This is a genomic window from Streptomyces sp. NPDC001443, assembly GCF_053597355.1.
The window spans coordinates 14,708-30,805 of record NZ_JBSFIA010000007.1; the positions used below are offsets into that span (position 1 = coordinate 14,708).

At 72.8% G+C, this 16,098-nt stretch carries 15 protein-coding genes; 5 read left to right on the forward strand and 10 right to left on the reverse strand.

Annotation, left to right across the window (positions count from 1 at the left end; translation table 11 throughout):
• Positions 1 to 4 precede the first annotated feature (4 nt).
• From ACWC24_RS10375 to ACWC24_RS10385, 3 genes are read right to left on the reverse strand one after another with little or no spacing between them, the layout of a single operon-like run.
• Positions 5 to 1,054 carry a Zn-dependent alcohol dehydrogenase gene (locus ACWC24_RS10375; protein ID WP_450662413.1) on the reverse strand — a complete coding sequence of 350 codons (1,050 nt, stop codon included), beginning with the start codon at positions 1,052 to 1,054 and terminating at the stop codon, positions 5 to 7.
• Positions 1,054 to 2,208: an acyl-CoA dehydrogenase family protein gene (locus ACWC24_RS10380; protein WP_450662414.1), complete on the reverse strand. Its 1,155-nt coding sequence runs from the start codon at positions 2,206 to 2,208 to the stop codon at positions 1,054 to 1,056. The genes ACWC24_RS10375 and ACWC24_RS10380 overlap by 1 nt, the downstream gene beginning before the upstream one ends.
• A 52-nt stretch (positions 2,209 to 2,260) precedes the next feature.
• Positions 2,261 to 3,172, reverse strand: a complete 912-nt coding sequence (locus ACWC24_RS10385) for an SDR family oxidoreductase (protein WP_450662415.1) — start codon at positions 3,170 to 3,172, stop codon at positions 2,261 to 2,263.
• Positions 3,173 to 3,256: 84 nt separating this feature from the next.
• Here ACWC24_RS10385 and ACWC24_RS10390 point away from each other — a divergent pair, with 84 nt between their 5' ends.
• Complete coding sequence (locus ACWC24_RS10390; RefSeq protein ID WP_450662416.1) at positions 3,257 to 4,183, forward strand: cyclase family protein; 927 nt, start codon at positions 3,257 to 3,259, stop codon at positions 4,181 to 4,183.
• Between the two features lie 691 nt (positions 4,184 to 4,874).
• Here the strand turns inward: ACWC24_RS10390 and ACWC24_RS10395 are convergent.
• The 3 genes from ACWC24_RS10395 to ACWC24_RS10405 form a co-directional block, all read right to left on the reverse strand.
• Entirely contained in the window at positions 4,875 to 5,354 is a 480-nt protein-coding gene (locus ACWC24_RS10395; RefSeq protein WP_450662598.1) for an ATP-binding protein, read from the reverse strand.
• A 500-nt stretch (positions 5,355 to 5,854) separates the two neighbouring features.
• Positions 5,855 to 6,775 (reverse strand): acyl-CoA dehydrogenase family protein, encoded by a 921-nt coding sequence (locus ACWC24_RS10400; RefSeq protein WP_450662417.1) that lies wholly within the window; start codon positions 6,773 to 6,775, stop codon positions 5,855 to 5,857.
• Between the two features lie 8 nt (positions 6,776 to 6,783).
• On the reverse strand, positions 6,784 to 7,941 hold the full coding sequence (locus ACWC24_RS10405; RefSeq protein WP_450662418.1) for an acyl-CoA dehydrogenase: 1,158 nt from the start codon (positions 7,939 to 7,941) through the stop codon (positions 6,784 to 6,786).
• A gap of 134 nt (positions 7,942 to 8,075) precedes the next feature.
• On the opposite strand from ACWC24_RS10405, the gene ACWC24_RS10410 reads away from it, so the two are divergent.
• The gene (locus ACWC24_RS10410) at positions 8,076 to 9,590 is read left to right on the forward strand and encodes a class I adenylate-forming enzyme family protein (protein ID WP_450662419.1); all 1,515 of its coding nucleotides are present in this window, start codon (positions 8,076 to 8,078) and stop codon (positions 9,588 to 9,590) included.
• Here the strand turns inward: ACWC24_RS10410 and ACWC24_RS10415 are convergent.
• Both ACWC24_RS10415 and ACWC24_RS10420 read right to left on the reverse strand, forming a co-directional pair.
• A complete protein-coding gene (locus ACWC24_RS10415; RefSeq protein WP_450662420.1) occupies positions 9,569 to 10,078 on the reverse strand; it encodes an EF-hand domain-containing protein in 510 nt (169 codons plus the stop codon). The genes ACWC24_RS10410 and ACWC24_RS10415 overlap by 22 nt on opposite strands.
• A 189-nt stretch (positions 10,079 to 10,267) precedes the next feature.
• Entirely contained in the window at positions 10,268 to 10,651 is a 384-nt protein-coding gene (locus tag ACWC24_RS10420; RefSeq protein WP_450662421.1) for an STAS domain-containing protein, read from the reverse strand.
• A 340-nt stretch (positions 10,652 to 10,991) separates the two neighbouring features.
• Here ACWC24_RS10420 and ACWC24_RS10425 point away from each other — a divergent pair, with 340 nt between their 5' ends.
• Both ACWC24_RS10425 and ACWC24_RS10430 read left to right on the forward strand, forming a co-directional pair.
• Positions 10,992 to 11,576: a sigma-70 family RNA polymerase sigma factor gene (locus tag ACWC24_RS10425; protein WP_450662599.1), complete on the forward strand. Its 585-nt coding sequence runs from the start codon at positions 10,992 to 10,994 to the stop codon at positions 11,574 to 11,576.
• Positions 11,573 to 13,012, forward strand: coding sequence for a zf-HC2 domain-containing protein (locus ACWC24_RS10430; RefSeq protein WP_450662422.1), 1,440 nt, complete (start codon positions 11,573 to 11,575; stop codon positions 13,010 to 13,012). The genes ACWC24_RS10425 and ACWC24_RS10430 overlap by 4 nt, the downstream gene beginning before the upstream one ends.
• Positions 13,013 to 13,072: 60 nt before the next feature.
• Here the strand turns inward: ACWC24_RS10430 and purU are convergent, their stop codons facing one another.
• Positions 13,073 to 13,954 (reverse strand): formyltetrahydrofolate deformylase, encoded by an 882-nt coding sequence (purU, locus tag ACWC24_RS10435; RefSeq protein ID WP_450662423.1) that lies wholly within the window; start codon positions 13,952 to 13,954, stop codon positions 13,073 to 13,075.
• Between the two features lie 47 nt (positions 13,955 to 14,001).
• Complete coding sequence (locus ACWC24_RS10440; protein WP_450662424.1) at positions 14,002 to 14,502, reverse strand: SCO4402 family protein; 501 nt, start codon at positions 14,500 to 14,502, stop codon at positions 14,002 to 14,004.
• A gap of 117 nt (positions 14,503 to 14,619) precedes the next feature.
• Between ACWC24_RS10440 and ACWC24_RS10445 the strand changes: the two genes are divergently transcribed.
• Positions 14,620 to 15,939, forward strand: a complete 1,320-nt coding sequence (locus tag ACWC24_RS10445) for an ABC transporter substrate-binding protein (protein ID WP_450662425.1) — start codon at positions 14,620 to 14,622, stop codon at positions 15,937 to 15,939.
• Positions 15,940 to 16,098: the final 159 nt, after the last annotated feature.

The window sequence follows — 16,098 nt, forward strand, 5'->3', positions numbered from 1 at the left end:
ACCGTCAGAACGTGAGCACCCCGCGGGCCACCCGGCCCGCCTCCGCGTCGGAGCGTGCCTTCTCGAAGTCCTCGACCGGGTAGGTGGCCGTCACCAGTTCGTCGAGCAGCAGCCGGCCCTGCCGGTACAGCTCGGCGTACAGCGCGATGTCGCGCTGCGGGCGGGAGGAGCCGTAACGGCAGCCGAGGATCGCCTTGTCCAGGAAGAGGGAGGAGACCCTGAAGGACGCCTCGGCCGTCGCCGGGGGCACCCCGAGCAGGATCGCCTGGCCGTGCCGGTCCAGCAGGTCGATCGCCGCGCGGATCAGCTCCACCCGGCCGACGCACTCGAAGGCGTGGTCCGCGCCGGTCGGCAGGACGTCCTTCACCCCCTCGGTGGAGGTGAGGAAGTCCGTCGCCCCGAACCGCCGGGCCGTCGCCTCCTTCTCCGGGTTGGCGTCCACCGCAACGATCCGCAGGGCGCCCGCGATCCGCGCGCCCTGGAGGACGTTGAGGCCGATCCCGCCGGTGCCGATCACGAGCACGCTGTCCCCGCGGTCCACGCGCGCGCGGTTGAGCACGGCGCCCAGCCCGGTCAGCACCCCGCATCCGATCAGCGCGGCGGACGGCATCGGGATGTCCTTCGGGATGCGCACCGCCTGCACCGCCTTCACCACCGTCCGCTCGGCGAAGGCCGAGTTGGCGGCGAACTGGTACACCGGGCGGCCGCCTCGGGAGAACGGCCGCCCGGGCCGGCCGATGGCCTGCCGGCACATCGTCGGCCGACCCCGGTCGCAGTCCGCGCACGTCCCGCAGTTCGCGAGCGTCGACAGCGCCACGTGGTCCCCGGGCACCACATGACCGACCCCCGCGCCCACCGCCTCGACCACGCCCGCGCCCTCGTGCCCGAGCACCACGGGCACGGGGAAGGGGATGGTCCCGTCCAGCACGGACAGGTCGCTGTGGCACAGACCCGCGGCGGAGACCGCGACCAGCACCTCCCCGGGTCCGGGATCCCGTACCTCCAGGTCGTCCGCGACCCGGACCTGCTTCCCGTCGTAGATCACGCCTCGCATCACGCGGCTCCCTTGGGCTCCCTGGGCAGGCCGAGCACCCGCTCGGCGATGATCGTGCGCTGGATCTGGTCCGAGCCGCCGTAGATGGTGTCGGCCCGGGAGAACAGGAACAGGTGCTGGAGCGCGTCGAGTTCGTACGGGGCCGCGGGCGACCAGTCCACCGGCCCGACGCCCGCCGCCGCGCCGCGTGCCAGCATGGCCAGCTCCCCGAGCCGCTGGTGCCAGCCCGCCCACAGCAGCTTCGCCACGCTGGGCGCCCCCGCGTCGCCGCCGCGGCCGAGGGTGCGCAGCGCGTTCCAGCGCATCGTGCGCAGCTCGGCCCACTGGCGCACCAGCAGGTCCCGTACGACGGGATCGTCCGCCGTGCCGGTCTCCACGGCCGTGCGCACCACGCGCTCCAGCTCCGCGGCGAACCCGATCTGCTGGGCGAGGGTCGACACGCCCCGTTCGAAGCCGAGCAGGCTCATCGCGACCCGCCAGCCGCCGCCCTCGCCGCCGACGACGTGCTCCACGCGCGCGCGTGCCCCGTCGAAGAACACCTCGTTGAACTCGCTCGTGCCGGTGAGCTGCCGGATCGGGCGGACCTCGATACGGCCCGGCTGGTCCATCGGCACGAGCAGGAAGCTCAGGCCGTGGTGGCGGTGCGAGCCGGGCTCGGTGCGGGCCAGCACGAAGCACCAGTCCGCCTCGTGGGCGAGGGAGGTCCAGATCTTCTGTCCGGTGATCCGGTAGTGGGTGCCGGCCGGCTCCCGGACGGCCGCGGTGCGCACGCCCGCGAGGTCCGAGCCCGCGCCGGGTTCGCTGTAGCCCTGGCACCACAGTTCGTCGCCCGCGGCGACCGGGGGCAGGAAGCGGGCCTTCTGGTCGTCGGTGCCGTGGGCGAGCAGGGTGGGGGCGAGGAGGTTCTCGCCGATGTGCCCGGAGCGCGGGGGCGCGGCCGAGCGCGCGTACTCCTCGGCCCAGGCGACCTGCTGGGTGAGGGTGGCGGTGCGGTTGCCGTAGCCGTCCTCGGGCCAGCCCAGGCCGATCCAGCCCGCCTTGCCGAGGGTGCGTTCCCAGCCGCGGCGGTCCCCGGCGTCGCCCGCGTGCGCGGCGAGCCATGCCCGCGCCTCGGCGCGGAACTCCTCGTCCTGCGGCGTGAACCCGAACTCCACGGTGACCTCCTCGGAAGGGACTTACGAAACCCGCCCCGGGCCGGGCGACCGGTCAGGCGTTCGGCCGGGCTCCGTCGCGCGCCGCCCGCTCCATCGCCTCGACCCGCTCCAGCAGCGGCATCGGATCGGTCCCCACCGTCCCCGGCAGGAAGTCGGCGATCCGCTGCGGGGTCCAGGCGCCGTCGGCGTACGCGGCCCGCAGTTCCCTCGGCTGCGCCCACACCGCGATCTTGGGTCCGGCGATCGTGTACACCTGGCCGGTGATGCGCTCCCGCCTCGCCCGGTCGGACAGCAGATAGACCACGAGCGCGGCCACGTCCTCCGGTTCGCCGATCTCGGTCAGCTCCACGGGCACGTTCGCCGACATCCGGGTACGGGCCACCGGGGCCACCGCGTTGGCGCTCACCCCGTACTTGTGCAGCCCCAGCGCGGCGCTGCGCACCAGCGAGATGATCCCGCCCTTGGCTGCGCTGTAGTTGGCCTGCGAGACGGAGCCCTGGTGGTTGCCGCTGGTGAAGCCGATCAGGGTGCCGCAGCGCTGCGCGCGCATCACCGCGGAGGCCGCCCGGAACACGGTGAACGTGCCCTTGAGATGGGTGGCGACGACCGGGTCCCACTCCTGCTCGGACATGTTGAACAGCATCCGTTCGCGCAGGATCCCGGCCACGCAGACGACGCCGTCCAGCCGTCCGTACGCCGACACGGCCGTGTCGACCACGCGCTGTCCGCCCGCCATGGTGGAGATGTCTTCGGCCACCGCGACCGCCGTCCCGCCCGCGGCCTCGATCTCCTTGACGACCGTCTCGGCGACCTCGCTGCTCGGTGCGGCCCCGTCCACGGCGACCCCGAAGTCGTTGACGACGACCCGGGCGCCCTCGGCCGCCGCCGCCAGCGCCACCGCCCGGCCGATGCCGCGTCCGGCGCCCGTCACCGCGACGACCTTGCCTGCCACGAAGTTCCCCACGCCCGGCCCCTTCCCGCGTTATCTGACGGACCGTTAGATTTTATGACCGGTCGGATGCCTGGAGACAAGCCCCGGGGAGCACCCATGTCACTGCCGGACGAGTTCCACGAGATCGCCAAGCGCGTCAACAACTGGGGCCGCTGGGGAGCCGACGACGAGCGCGGCACCCTCAACCTGATCACCGACGAGGTCGTCCGGGAGGCGGCCGGGTGTGTGCGCACCGGGCGGCGCGTCCCCCTCGCGCTGCCCCTGCGGCAGGACGGCGTGCAGACCGGGATGATCCCGGGGCGGATCGACCCGCTGCACGTCATGGTGCAGATCAACCAGGAGATCTTCGGGCCGGGCACGGTGGCGTGCAGCGACGACGCCGTGACGATGGGGCTCCAGGCCGCCACCCACTGGGACGCGCTGCCGCACGTCTCGCACTCGGGCCGGCTCTACAACGGCCGCCCGGCCGGCACGGTCACCGCGCACGGCGGCGCCGGGTTCGCCGGCATCGACAAGGCGGAGCACATCGTCTCGCGCGGGGTGCTGCTCGACGTGGCACGCGCGCGGGGTGTCGACCGGCTGGCCGGCGGACACGCCGTCACCCCGGAGGACCTGGAGGCGGCCGAGGAACTGGCGGGCACCCGGGTGCGCGCCGGGGACATCGTGCTGGTGCGCACCGGACAGGTCCGGCTCTGCCTCGCGGGCGACCGGCACGGGTACGCCCATCCGTCGCCGGGCCTCTCGGTGCGCACGCCGGAGTGGTTCCACGCGCGCGATGTCGCCGCGGTCGCGAACGACACCCTCACCTTCGAGGTGTTCCCGCCCGAGATCGACGATCTGTGGCTGCCCGTGCACGCGCTCCACCTGGTGGAGATGGGCATGCTCCAGGGTCAGAACTGGGAGCTCGAAAAGTTGTCCACAGCCTGTGGAGAAGAAGGGCGGTACGCGTTTCTGCTCTCGGCGATGCCCGAGCCCTTCACCGGCGCGACAGGGACGCCGGTGGCCCCGGTCGCGATCCTCTGACCGGACGGAAGCCGTCGGGTGGAACCCGCCGGACGGAAACCGCCGGACGGAAACCGCCGGGAAGGACCCGCCGGGTGGAAGCCGCCGGACGGTGACTGCCAGTGGGGAGCCGTCGACTGGAACCCGCCGGACGGAAACCGCCGGGAAGGACCCGCCGGATGGAAGCCGCCGGACGGTGACTGCCGGACGGTGGCCGCCACTGGGGAGCCGCCGGACGGAACCTGCCCGCCGCACCCGGGCGGAACCCGCCGGGCGGGAAGGCGAGTCCGGCCGCCCACGGGCCGGGCCCGCCGGACTGGTTCGGCTGGCGGCGCGCCGCTGCCCGCCCCGAGCACGGCACCGCGCGCCGCCATCCGACTTCGGCGCACCCGCCCCGGTCCCTCTGCCCTGAGAAGAACGGCGCCGAACTGACGATCCGCACGCGCCGAAGGCCTCCGTCACCGAGGCCCTCGCCGTCCCCCGGCGAATCGCTGCCACAAGCGTGATCAAACGGACACGCCGCGTCAACACCCGATCGGGGATTTATCGCTTACGCCCCGCTTCGTCCTGGGCGCGCACGGAAGCATATCCGGGCGCACGCCGTCCCGGCCCTCACCGGACGGCGGCACCTCACACACCCGGACACCTGTGGCGACGGGATCCGGCCGCCCGTGCGCCCGCCCTGCGCGCCCGCGCCGGACACGGACACGGGTCACACGGCTTCGTAGGCCCCGTACACGAGTCCCTCGTATCCCTCGCACGCCGCCACCGCGTCGCGGCGGACCGCCTCGGGGCCCTCGGACCCCTCGGGCCGGTCCACCTCGCACCAGATGCGCTTGCCCGCGCCCTCGGGACTCCAGCCCCAGCGGTCGGCGAGGCCGTCCACCAGGGCCAGACCGCGGCCGCCGGTCGCGTCGCCGTCGGCGCAGCGGGGCACCGGGGCCCGGTCGCAGGCGTCGGCCACCTCCAGCCGGACGGTGGCGACCTCGGCCGCCACGGCGGCCAGCGACAGGCGCAGCACGGCCGGCCGGCCGGTGTGCACCACGGCATTGGTGACCAGCTCGGAGACGAGGAGCACAAGGGTCTCGGCGAGCGGTTCGTCGGCCTCTATCCCGGACCCGGCGAGCCGCGAGCGGGCCCATTTGCGGGCGCGCCCGACCTCGGCGGGGTCGGGCCGGATCTCCAGCTGCACTTGTAGCACCTGCACCGCTCACACCATCCGAACCGGCGGACACATGGCCTCGCGCCACGCGAGCGCCACGACGAGGGCCATGACGAGGGCCACGATCGTAGCCATTTTCAGCATGGCCAGGACAATGGCCGCAGCCAGGATCACTGATCGTGAATCCCTTGTAGGACAGCTTGGTTGACGTACAGTCACGCCAACAAGCGCTTCGGGCATATTCCAGCGCCAAGGAGTACCTGTCCGGCATACTGTGCGACCGATGCCGACGGAAGTCGAACAGGCGGGGAAACGCCGCTCGGAGCAAGCCCTTTCTGCCTTGCAGGCAGTGATGCGCACCGCCGGATCCGGGGCCACCCCCGGGGCGACACCCGCATGGCTCGTATCCGGAACCACTCGCATCCCACACAAGGTACCGGAGCGGGGTGCCGACTCCGGGCCGTGACGAGCCCGCCCCGGGGCACAACCCGATATCGACGCTCCGTAGTTCCGGGATGCCACGATCCGCGTCACCCGGGCGCGGCGCGCCCCCCGGGGAACGGTCCGTACGCCGGGTCGGCGTCGAGGTCGGCGGCGAGCAGTTCGGCGCCCTGGGCGCCGCCGCCCGCGCGCCGGGCCCGCACCCATGCCCGCTTCAGGTGCAGATGCACCTCGGACTCCCAGGTGAAGCCCATCCCGCCGTGCACCTGGAGGCAGTCGCGGGCGCCGCGCACGGCCGCATCGTCGGCCAGCAGCCGGGCCGCGGCGATGTCGACGGGGTCGGCGGTGACGGCGGCCGCGTAGACCGCGGCGCGGGCCGGCTCGGTCCGCTCCAGGATCTGCGCGCACAGGTGCTTGACGGCCTGGAAGGACCCGATCGGCTGCCCGAACTGCTCGCGCGTCCGGGCGTGTTCCACCGCCAGCTCGCACGTCCGCGCGGCCGTGCCGAGCTGTTCGGCGGCCGTCAGCAGCACCGCGACCGCGTCGGGGGCGGACTCCGGGCCGTCCGGCCCGGGCACCCGGTGCAGGGGCGTGAGCGGGTCCACGGAGGTCAGCGGTACGGCCTTCGAGGCGTCGCCGCGCACCACGTCCGCCCCCGCCAGCCACTCCACGAGCCCGCCGTCGACGGCCGCCACGACGACCTCCCCGGCGGCCGCCCCGGGCACCGAGCCCGCCGCGAGATGGGTGGCCACCAGGGGCCCGGGCAGCAGGAACCGCCCCGCCTGCTCGAACGCCAACACCGCCTCGGGCAGTCCCAGTCCGACCCCGCCGTCCGCCTCCGGCACCCTCAGCGCGAAGAACCCGGCCGCGCCCAACTCCCGCCACAGCCGCCGGTCCAGGCCGCGCCGTTCGACGGCGGCGCGCAGCGCCCCGGGCCCGAAGCGCCGGGTCAGCAGCTCCCGTACCCCGGCCCGCAACGCCTCCTGGTCCCGGGTGAGTCGGAATCGCACGGTCCGTGTCACCGCCCCTTCGGCAGTCCGAGGATCCGCTCGGCCACGATGTTGCGCTGGATCTGCGAGGTCCCGGCCGCGATCGTGTAGGCCAGCGAGGACAGCCGGTCGAGCACCCAGGGCCGGTCGAGGTCGAGCGAGTCGGCGCCCAGCACGTCGGCCGCGGTGTCGTAGAGCTCCTGGCGCGCGTGCGAGTACCTCAGCTTGAAGACCGAGCCGCCGACGCCGGGCACCGCGCCGCCCGTCGCCTCCGCCTCGCTCACGTTCCACTGGGTCAGCCGCCACAGCGCGCGGAACTCGGCGTTGAGCAGGCCCAGCCTGCGCCGCAGCCCGGGGTCGTCCCAGCGGCCGTTGCCGCGGGCCGTGCGGGCGAGTTCGTCCAGCACCCGGCGGCAGGCCACCACCTCGCCCACGAACGCCGTGCCGCGCTCGAAGGACAGGGTCACCATGGTCACCCGCCAGCCGTCGTTCTCCGCCCCGACCCGGTTGGCGACCGGCACCCGCACCTCGTCGAGGAACACCTCGGCGAACTCGGCGGACCCGGCGAGCGTGCGCAGCGGCCGTACGGTGACGCCCGGGGCGTCCATCGGCAGGGCCAGCCAGGTGATGCCCCGGTGCCGGGGCGCCGCCGGGTCGGTGCGCACCAACAGTTCGCACCAGTCGGCGACTTCGGCGTGCGAGGTCCAGATCTTGGAGCCGTTCACCACGTAGTGGTCGCCGTCGCGGTGGGCGCGGGTGCGCAGCGCGGCCAGGTCCGAACCGGCGTCCGGTTCGCTGAAGCCCTGGCACCAGACCTCCTCGCCGCGCAGCACCGGCGGCAGCCAGCGGGCCTTCTGCTCGACCGTGCCCTCGGCGGCGATCGTCGGCCCCGCGTGCAGCAGCCCGACGAAGTTGGCCCCCACGTAGGGCGCCCCGGCCCGCTCGGCCTCCTCCAGGAAGATCAGGTGCTGGGTGGGGGTGGCGCCCCGGCCGCCCGCGTCGACGGGCCAGTCCAGCCCCGCGTACCCGGCGTCGTGGAGCATCCGCTGCCAGCCGAGGTCGTAGGCCCGGCGGGCCGGCCAGTCGTCCGGGGGCGGCTTCGCGGGCAGCGTGGGCAGCACCCGCGCGAGCCAGGCCCGCAGCCCCGCGCGGAACTCCTCCTCCTCGGGCGTGCGGGAGAGATCCATAAGCCACCCGCCTGATGGTTCGTCAGATATCCGCTGCCGAGCAGGCTAGCCGCGCACCCCTGGACCGGCAAGGCGCCCGGCTCTACGCTCTGCCCAATATCTGACACACCGTCAGCGATTCGTGGGGGCCCGAAGTGGACGACACCGCACACGCTCTGAGCTCCTCCCGCACCCTGTGGGACCTGGTGGTCCGCCGCGCCGCCCGCACCCCCGACCGCCCGGTGTTCCTCCAGGGCGGGCGCTCGCTGACCTTCGGCGGGCTGCGGGCGCGGGCCGAGCGGGTGGCGGCCGGACTGTACGGCCGGGGCGTACGACCCGGCACAGTGGTCGCCTGGCAGCTGCCCACCCGCATCGAGACGGCCGTGCTGTCCTTCGCGCTGGCCCGGCTGGGCGCCGTGCAGACCCCGGTCATCCCGTTCTACCGGGACCGGGAGGTCGGCTTCGCCCTGCGCGAGTCACGGGCGGAGTTCTTCGCCGTACCGGGCGTCCTGCGCGGCTTCGACCACACGGAGATGGCACGGCGGCTGGGCGCGAAGAACGTCTTCGAGGTGTACGAGGACGAGAGCCTGCCCGACGGCGACCCGGCCGTGCTGCCCCCGCCGCCCGCCGAGGGCACCTCGGTGCGCTGGATCTACTGGACCTCCGGCACCACCTCCGACCCCAAGGGCGTGCTGCACACGGACCGCTCATTGCTGGCGGGCGGCTCCTGCCTCGCCCACGCGCTGCGCCTTTCGGCGTACGACGTGGGCTCGATGGCCTTCCCGTACGCGCACATCGCCGGCCCCGACTACACCGTGATGCTGCTGCTGTACGGCTTCCCGGCCGTGCTGTTCGAGCAGTTCGCGCTGCCGGACGCGCTGGCGGAGTACCGCCGGCACGGGGTGACGGTGGCGGGGGGCTCGACGGCGTTCTACTCGATGTTCCTCGCCGAGCAGCGCAAGCGGCCGGACGAGAAGGTCGTCCCGACCCTGCGGCTGCTGGCCGGCGGCGGGGCGCCCAAGCCGCCCGAGCTCTACCACAGCGTCGTACGCGAGATGGGGGTGCAGCTCACCCACGGCTACGGCATGACCGAGGTGCCGATGATCACCATGGGGGCGCCGGACGACACGGCCGAGAACCTGGCCACGACGGAGGGGCGGCCCCCGCGCGGCATGGAGATCCGGATCGTGGACGGGGAGGTGCGGCTGCGGGGCGAGGCCGTCTGCCAGGGCTATCTGGACCCGGCGCAGACGGCGGAGGCCTTCGACGACGACGGGTTCCTGCGCACCGGCGACCTCGGGCATCTCACCGGCAGCGGCCACCTGGTCCTCACCGGACGGCTCAAGGACGTCATCATCCGCAAGGGCGAGAACATCTCCGCCAAGGAGATCGAGGACCTGCTGCACGCGCACCCGGCGGTGGGGGACGTCGCGGTCGTCGGGCTGCCGGACGCCGAACGCGGGGAACGGGTCTGCGCGGTCGTCGAACAGCCCGCGGGGGCCCCGGGGTTGACGCTGGAGGTGGTGACCTCGTATCTGCGCGCGGCGGGGCTGTCGGTGCACAAGCTGCCGGAGCAGCTCGAGGTGGTGGACGCCCTGCCGCGCAACGAGACCCTGCGCAAGGTCCTCAAGTACCGGCTCAGGGAGCGCTATTCGGGGACGGTGAAGTAGCGGGCGAAGGCGGGCACGATCTCCGCCTCGCCGACCCGGCCGTCGCCGTCGGTGTCGAGCTCGGCGGCCGTCGTGCGCGCGATGTCCTCGGGCACGCCCAGGATCAGCAGCACCCGCGCGGTGTCCGCGACGGCGGCCGTGCCGTCGTCGGCCGCCGCCAGGTCCAGGGCCGCGTGCAGGAAGGGGCGGGCGATCTCGCCGAACCGCTCGGGGTTGTCGCGCAGCCGCTTGACCGCGCCGTTGACGAACTCCTCCCGGGTGATGCGCTGGTCGCCGTCCCGGTCCGCCATGCCGGCCATGCCCTGCCAGAACGCCTCGGCGCCCGCGTACAGGGCCTGCCCCTTGTCGGAGCGGGCCGCCGTGCCGAACTCCGCGAGCAGCGCCTTGGCCGCCGTACTGAAGTCCTCGCGGTCGATGTAGCCGTTGCCGTCCTGGTCGAAGACGACGAACCGGGCGGCGATCCTGCGCTCGTACTCGCTGCTGACCATGTCTTCTCGGTCCGCCTTACCTCACGTCGGGTGCAACTGGTGCCTCTGACCTGGAGCGTACGACGCCGGGAGCCGTCCGGGAGGGGGAAAACGACGCTTGCACCAAGACCGGGGAAATTCCGGGACAACGGCACGACCGTCGGCACGAGCCCTCCGCCGCCGTACGGACGGGAGGCCGCGCGCCGGCGCTCAGGCGGAGAGCGGGCTCGACTCCTCGGCGGCGACCGCCGCGTCGAGGTCCGGGTGGACGTCGAACAGCCGTCGCACGCCCAGCGCGCCGAAGACCCGGTTGACGTGCGAGCCCTCCACCGCGCCCTGGGCGGGCAGGACCAGCCGCAGCCGGCCCTGGCAGGAGCGCAGCAGCCGGCGGGCAGCGATGAGGACGCCGACCCCGCTGGAGTCGCAGAAGTACACCCCCGACAGATCGAGGACGAGTCGGTGGCGGCCCTCGGCCACCACGTCGTGCACCCGTTGTCGCAACGTGGGCGACGTCACCAGATCCAGTTCGCCCGACACATGGAGCACGGCCCAGTCCCCCTGCGTGCCGTCGGTCACATTGAACGCCACCACCACGCCCTTCGTCCGCCAAACGGAAGCTGTCCCATCACTTCCTTGCAGCGCGGCTGCCCAGCGGGCTGTTCCCTGAAACACCGACCAAAAAACGAAGACTGACCAAAGACGGCTTGTTTCAATCGCCTTCGATCCTGTTCGATCGAGTCTGATCACCCGGATCCGGGGTAACCGAGTCATCGGAGCCCTCCCGTGCGGGCCCTTGCCGGGTTCGCTACCACTCACGGCCGTTCCAGGGGCGCACATTGCAACAAAGGGGCGTGCGTTGTCGGACGTGCCGACTACATTCGAGGAGACGGTGGGCGCACGCTGATCTCAGGGACGAACCGGCGAGAGGGGCATGATGGCGAAGAAGGACGCACCGCCCCGCTGGGACCGCAAGATGCAGCAGCGGCTCGCACGCGGTGAGGCGGCCGCCCTCGGCGAGCTCTACGACCGTTTCGCTTCGCTTGTGCACGGTCTCGCCCATCGTGTGCTCGACGACGACCAGGCCGCCGACAGCGTCACCCGCGAGGTCTTCGCCCATGTCTGGGAGCACCCGGACGCCTACGACCCGAAGACGGGCCCCCTGCGCACCTGGGTGGCCACCCTGACCCACCGTCTCGCCGTACAGCGGCTGCGCGCCACCGAGACCGCGGCGCTCGCCGGCGACGACGGCTGGGCGAGCGCCGAGGAGCTGGAGATCAAGGTGCGGCACGCCTCGGTCGCCGCCCGCGCCGACTACATCGTCCAGTCCATGCCCGCGCCGCTGCGGGCCGCCCTGGACCTGGCCTACTTCCAGCGCCGCGACTACCGCCAGACCGCCGCCGACCTCGGCGTCACCGAGGACGAGGCCCGCCGTCGGCTCCGCCTGGGCCTGCAACTGCTCTCCACCGCCCACGACGCGGGCACCTCCGGGGCACCACCCGAATACGGAGGTGCCGCGTGAGCGGGGCGGACCGCTTCGACCCGGGCGACGAGAACCCGCGCGAGAAGCACGCGGACCCGGGAGGGCGCGAAGAGCGCGAGAAGCGCGACGAGTACGGAGGACAGGCGGGGGACGAAAGGAACACAGAGGGCGAACCGGTGCAGAACGGGCAGGGAGGGCACGGGTCCGGCGGACCGGGCGGCCCCGGCGACGGCCGGGGTCCGGGCGAGGACCGGCTCCGCATACCCCCGCCCCGCGCCTCCGTCGAGGACACCGGGCTGCCGCTGCCCGAGCCCGCCGACCCGGCGCCCGGCACCGCGCCGCTCACCCTGGAGCACCCGGTCCTGAAATCGCTGCTGGGCGCCTGGGCGCTGGCCGCCTGCTCGGCCGAGGAGACCGCGGCCGTCGAGGAGCACCTGGGCGACTGCGGTTCCTGCGCGGACGAGGCCAGGCGGCTGCGCGAGGCGGTCGGCCTGCTGCACCCGCCCGAGCCGCTGGACCTCGATCCGGGGCTGCGCACCCGCGTCCTGGCCGGCTGCCTGGACCGGCGCCCGCCGCGCATCCCGGTACCCGACTGGGCCCACGCCTACGACGCCGAGACCGCCCGCCTCGACGCGCTGCTCCAGGACTTCGGGGACGCCGAGTGGCATGCGCCGGTGCGGCTGCGCTGGTTCGACGGGGCGGCCACGACGAGCCGCCGTACGACCGTCGCCGGGGTCATCGCGCATCTGCTGGCGGTCGACGGCCTCGTCGCGACCGCCCTCGGTCTCGACGACCCGGTGTCCGGCCTCCCGGCCGGCCGGACGGCGTCACCGGGCAGCCGCACCGAGGCCTACTGGCGGGCGTCCCACTTCCCGCCCACCCGCTCCGTGCGCGCCCCGTGGCGGGAGCAGAGCCACGACATCGTCCGCACGGTGTCCTTCACCGGCGGGAGCGCCGGGAAGCTGACGGTGTCCTACGGCAGCACCGACGACGGCGGCGAGATCGCGCTGCCGCTGCGGGACGCGATGCTGGACCGCGCCTTCGAGTGCTGGGTGCACGCGGAGGACATCGCGGAGGCGGTGGACTACCCCTACGACCCACCGTCCCCGCGCCATCTGCACCGCATGATCGACCTCGCGGCCCGGATGCTGCCCCTCGCCCTGGCCGAGCGCCGTCGCGCCGGACTCGCCGCGCCGGGCCGGGGACGGCATCTGGTCCCGGCCGGCGCGCCGGGACGCAGCCTGCGGCTGGAGATCGAGGGGCTCGGCGGCGGGGAGTGGCTGATCCCGCTGGACTCCCCCGCGGCGACCGCCTCACCGGACCACGAGGTGGCCCATGTCGCCCTGGACGGCGTGGAGTTCTGCCGGCTCGCGGCCGGACACGTCCCGCCGGAGGAGGCGGCCGCAGGGCAGGTCGGGGACCGCGAGGCGATCAGGGACGTACTGCTGGCCGCGGCCTCGCTGAGCCGTATCTAGTGCCGCAACAGGGGTGTTCGCCCTGTCGGGTGAACACTGCCTGCCGCGGCACCGGCCGTCCTACGCGAAGACGACCGTCCGTCGGCCGTTGAGCAGGATGCGGCGCTCCGCGTGCCACTTCACGGCCCGCGCCAGCGCCTGGCACTCCACGTCGCGGCCGATCGCGACGAGCTGGTCCGGCGTGACGTCGTGGCCGACCCGCTCGACCTCCTGCTCGATGATCGGGCCCTCGTCGAGGTCGGCGGTCACATAGTGCGCCGTCGCACCGATCAGCTTCACCCCGCGCGCATGTGCCTGGTGGTACGGCTTGGCGCCCTTGAAGCTCGGCAGGAAGGAATGGTGGATGTTGATGATCCGGCCGCTGAGCTCCTTGCACAGGTCGTCCGAGAGGACCTGCATGTAGCGGGCGAGGACGACGAGCTCGGCGTTCTCCTCGCGCACCAGGTCGAGGAACCGGGCCTCCGCGTCGGCCTTGGTGTCCTTCGTCACCGGGATGTGGTGGAAGGGGACGTGGTACGAGCCGACGAGCTCGGCGAAGTCGGTGTGGTTGGAGACCACGGCCGCGATCTCCACGGGCAGCGCGCCCGTGCTCGCCCGGAACAGCAGGTCGTTCAGGCAGTGCCCGAACCTGCTGACCATCAGGACGACGCGCATCTTCTCCGCGGCCCGGTGGATCTGCCAGTCCATGCGGAAGGAGTCACCGATCGCCGCGAAGCTGGCCCGCAGCTTGTCCAGCGTCACCGGCGCGTCCGCCGTGAAGTGGACGCGCATGAAGAACAGACCCGTGTCGTGGTCGCCGAACTGCTGGCTGTCCTCGATGTTGCAGCCCGTCATGAACAGGTAGCTCGACACGGCGTGCACGATGCCCTGCTTGTCGGGGCAGGACAGGATGAGGACGTACTGGTCGGCCGGAGCCGCGGCTCGGGTGGACTGCTCGTTCATGCAGGACAGGTTCCCATATCCGCCCCGCACCGGCCGAGCACCGTCCGCTACGCGGACCGCGTCATGATCTGGAGCACTTCGAGGGTGCGCGGCGGCGCGTCCGGGTCGTCCCCGTCGCTCACCGCGAGACGCACATGGGCGTCGCGCGCCGCACGGATCGCCTCCGGCCACGCCTCGTGGTCGACGTAGGCGGAGACCGGCGCGTCCGGGCCGACCTGGTGCATGATCCGCAGTACCCGCAGCACGGCGGTGTCGACGAGCGCCGCTTCCTGGGAGTCGCGGAAGATCGTGCCGACGTACTTCTCGGCCGACCAGTTGTCCAGCCAGGTGTCCTCGACCAGGCGGTACACGGCGTCGGTGACGTCACCGTAGCCGTCCACGCCGGCCAGCCAGACGTCCTGCTGGAACACCGGATCGGAGAGCATGTGCAGCGCGGAACGCACGTTGCTGCGCCAGCGCCACCAGGGCATGTCGTTCAGTGGCATGCCGCCCATGGTGGATGAGCGACGGCCGCGACGGGAAGAGTTCTCCGAACCTTGCACGGTCACCGATCGTACGTTCTTCCGCTCCGGCCCCTCGACACCCCCCGTAATTCACCTTCACGTCACCACTCGTTGACCCGAGGTCACTCCACGGTTAGCGATGTGGCGGAATCGTGCATGCTCATGACTGGCAGGCAACACACGCGCAGCACCTTTCCTCCCCACACCAGCCGGCGCGCCAGAGCTGTCCGCCGCACCCTGGGTGTGCTGGTGGCATGCGCGTCCCTCACCGTCGGCTGCGGGGCCCTCCCCGGCACCGACGGAGCATCGGGAGACGACCCGATCACCGTGATGACCTGGGCTCCCCAGGACACGAACGCCACCAACAAGCCCGGTATGCCCGCCTTCGCGGCGGCTTACGCCCGGTACATCAACGCGCACGGCGGCCTGGCCGGGGGCCGCAAACTCAAAGTGCTCACCTGCAACGAGAAGAACGACTCGGTCACCGCGTCGAAGTGCGCCCGGCAGGCCGTCAAGGCGAACGCCGTCGCGGTCCTGGGCTCCTACAGCCAGTACTCGGACTCGTTCTTCCCGCCGCTGGAAGGCGCCGGCATCCCCTACATAGGCGGCTACGGCATCACCAACTCCGAGTTCACCAGCCCGCTCTCCTACCCGGTCAACGGCGGCCAGGCGGTGCTGCTGGCCGGTCTCGGCAAGGAGCTCGCGGCCACCTGTGGATCCGTCGCGCTCGTGCGCCCCGACAATGTCGCCGGGGACGCCCTGCCCGAGTTGCTCAACTCGGGACTGACGGCGGGCAAGCACGCGCCGACGGTCGACGTGCTGGCCGAGGACGACGCCACCGAGTACTCCAAGCAGTCGCAGAGCGCTCTCCGGGAGGTCGCCACCTCCGGCGGCGGCAAGAACGACCAGGGGTGCGTGGTGCCCGCGCTCGGGGACGCCACCAGCACCTTCATGGACTCCTTCCGGCGCGACCGCGAGGACTACCCGGCCGTGCGGACCGCCACCGTGCTCGGCAGCGTCGACCAGACCGTGATCGACGCGTCCGGTGGGGCCTCGGGCCCGTACGAGGGCGCGTCCATCACCGGCTGGTACCCGGCGGCGAACGACGGGCGCTGGGACAACATGAAGAAGGTGATCAGCGAGCAGGCCTTCTCCGACAACCGGATCGACCCCGCGGACGCCGGGGTGCAGACGACGTACATCGCGTACACCGTGTTCAAGCGGATCGTCGAGTCGCTGGCCGGCGGCGAGGTGTCCGCCGACACCGTGCGGCACGCGCTGGACGACGGGCTGGAGATCGGTACGAGCGGACTGACGCCGACCCTGCGCTGGCGCTTCCAGGACCGCCTCGCCTCCGTCGGCTTCCCCCGTCTGACCAACGCCGACGTGACCGTCCAGGTCGTGAAGAAGGGGCGTCTGGTCTCGGCCAGGAAGGGCTTCATCGACGTCACCCAGACGCTGGAGGACGCGAAGCTCAGCTGACGTCGGCGGACCGGGGCCGGGAGGGGGGTCCCGGCCCGTGAAGCCCGACCGAGGGACCGGGGCCGGAGGGGGGTCCCGGCCCGCGAAGCCGTACCGAGGAAACAGGACCGGGAGGGGGATCCCGGTCCACGGAGCTCGGCCGACGGACCGGGGCCGGGA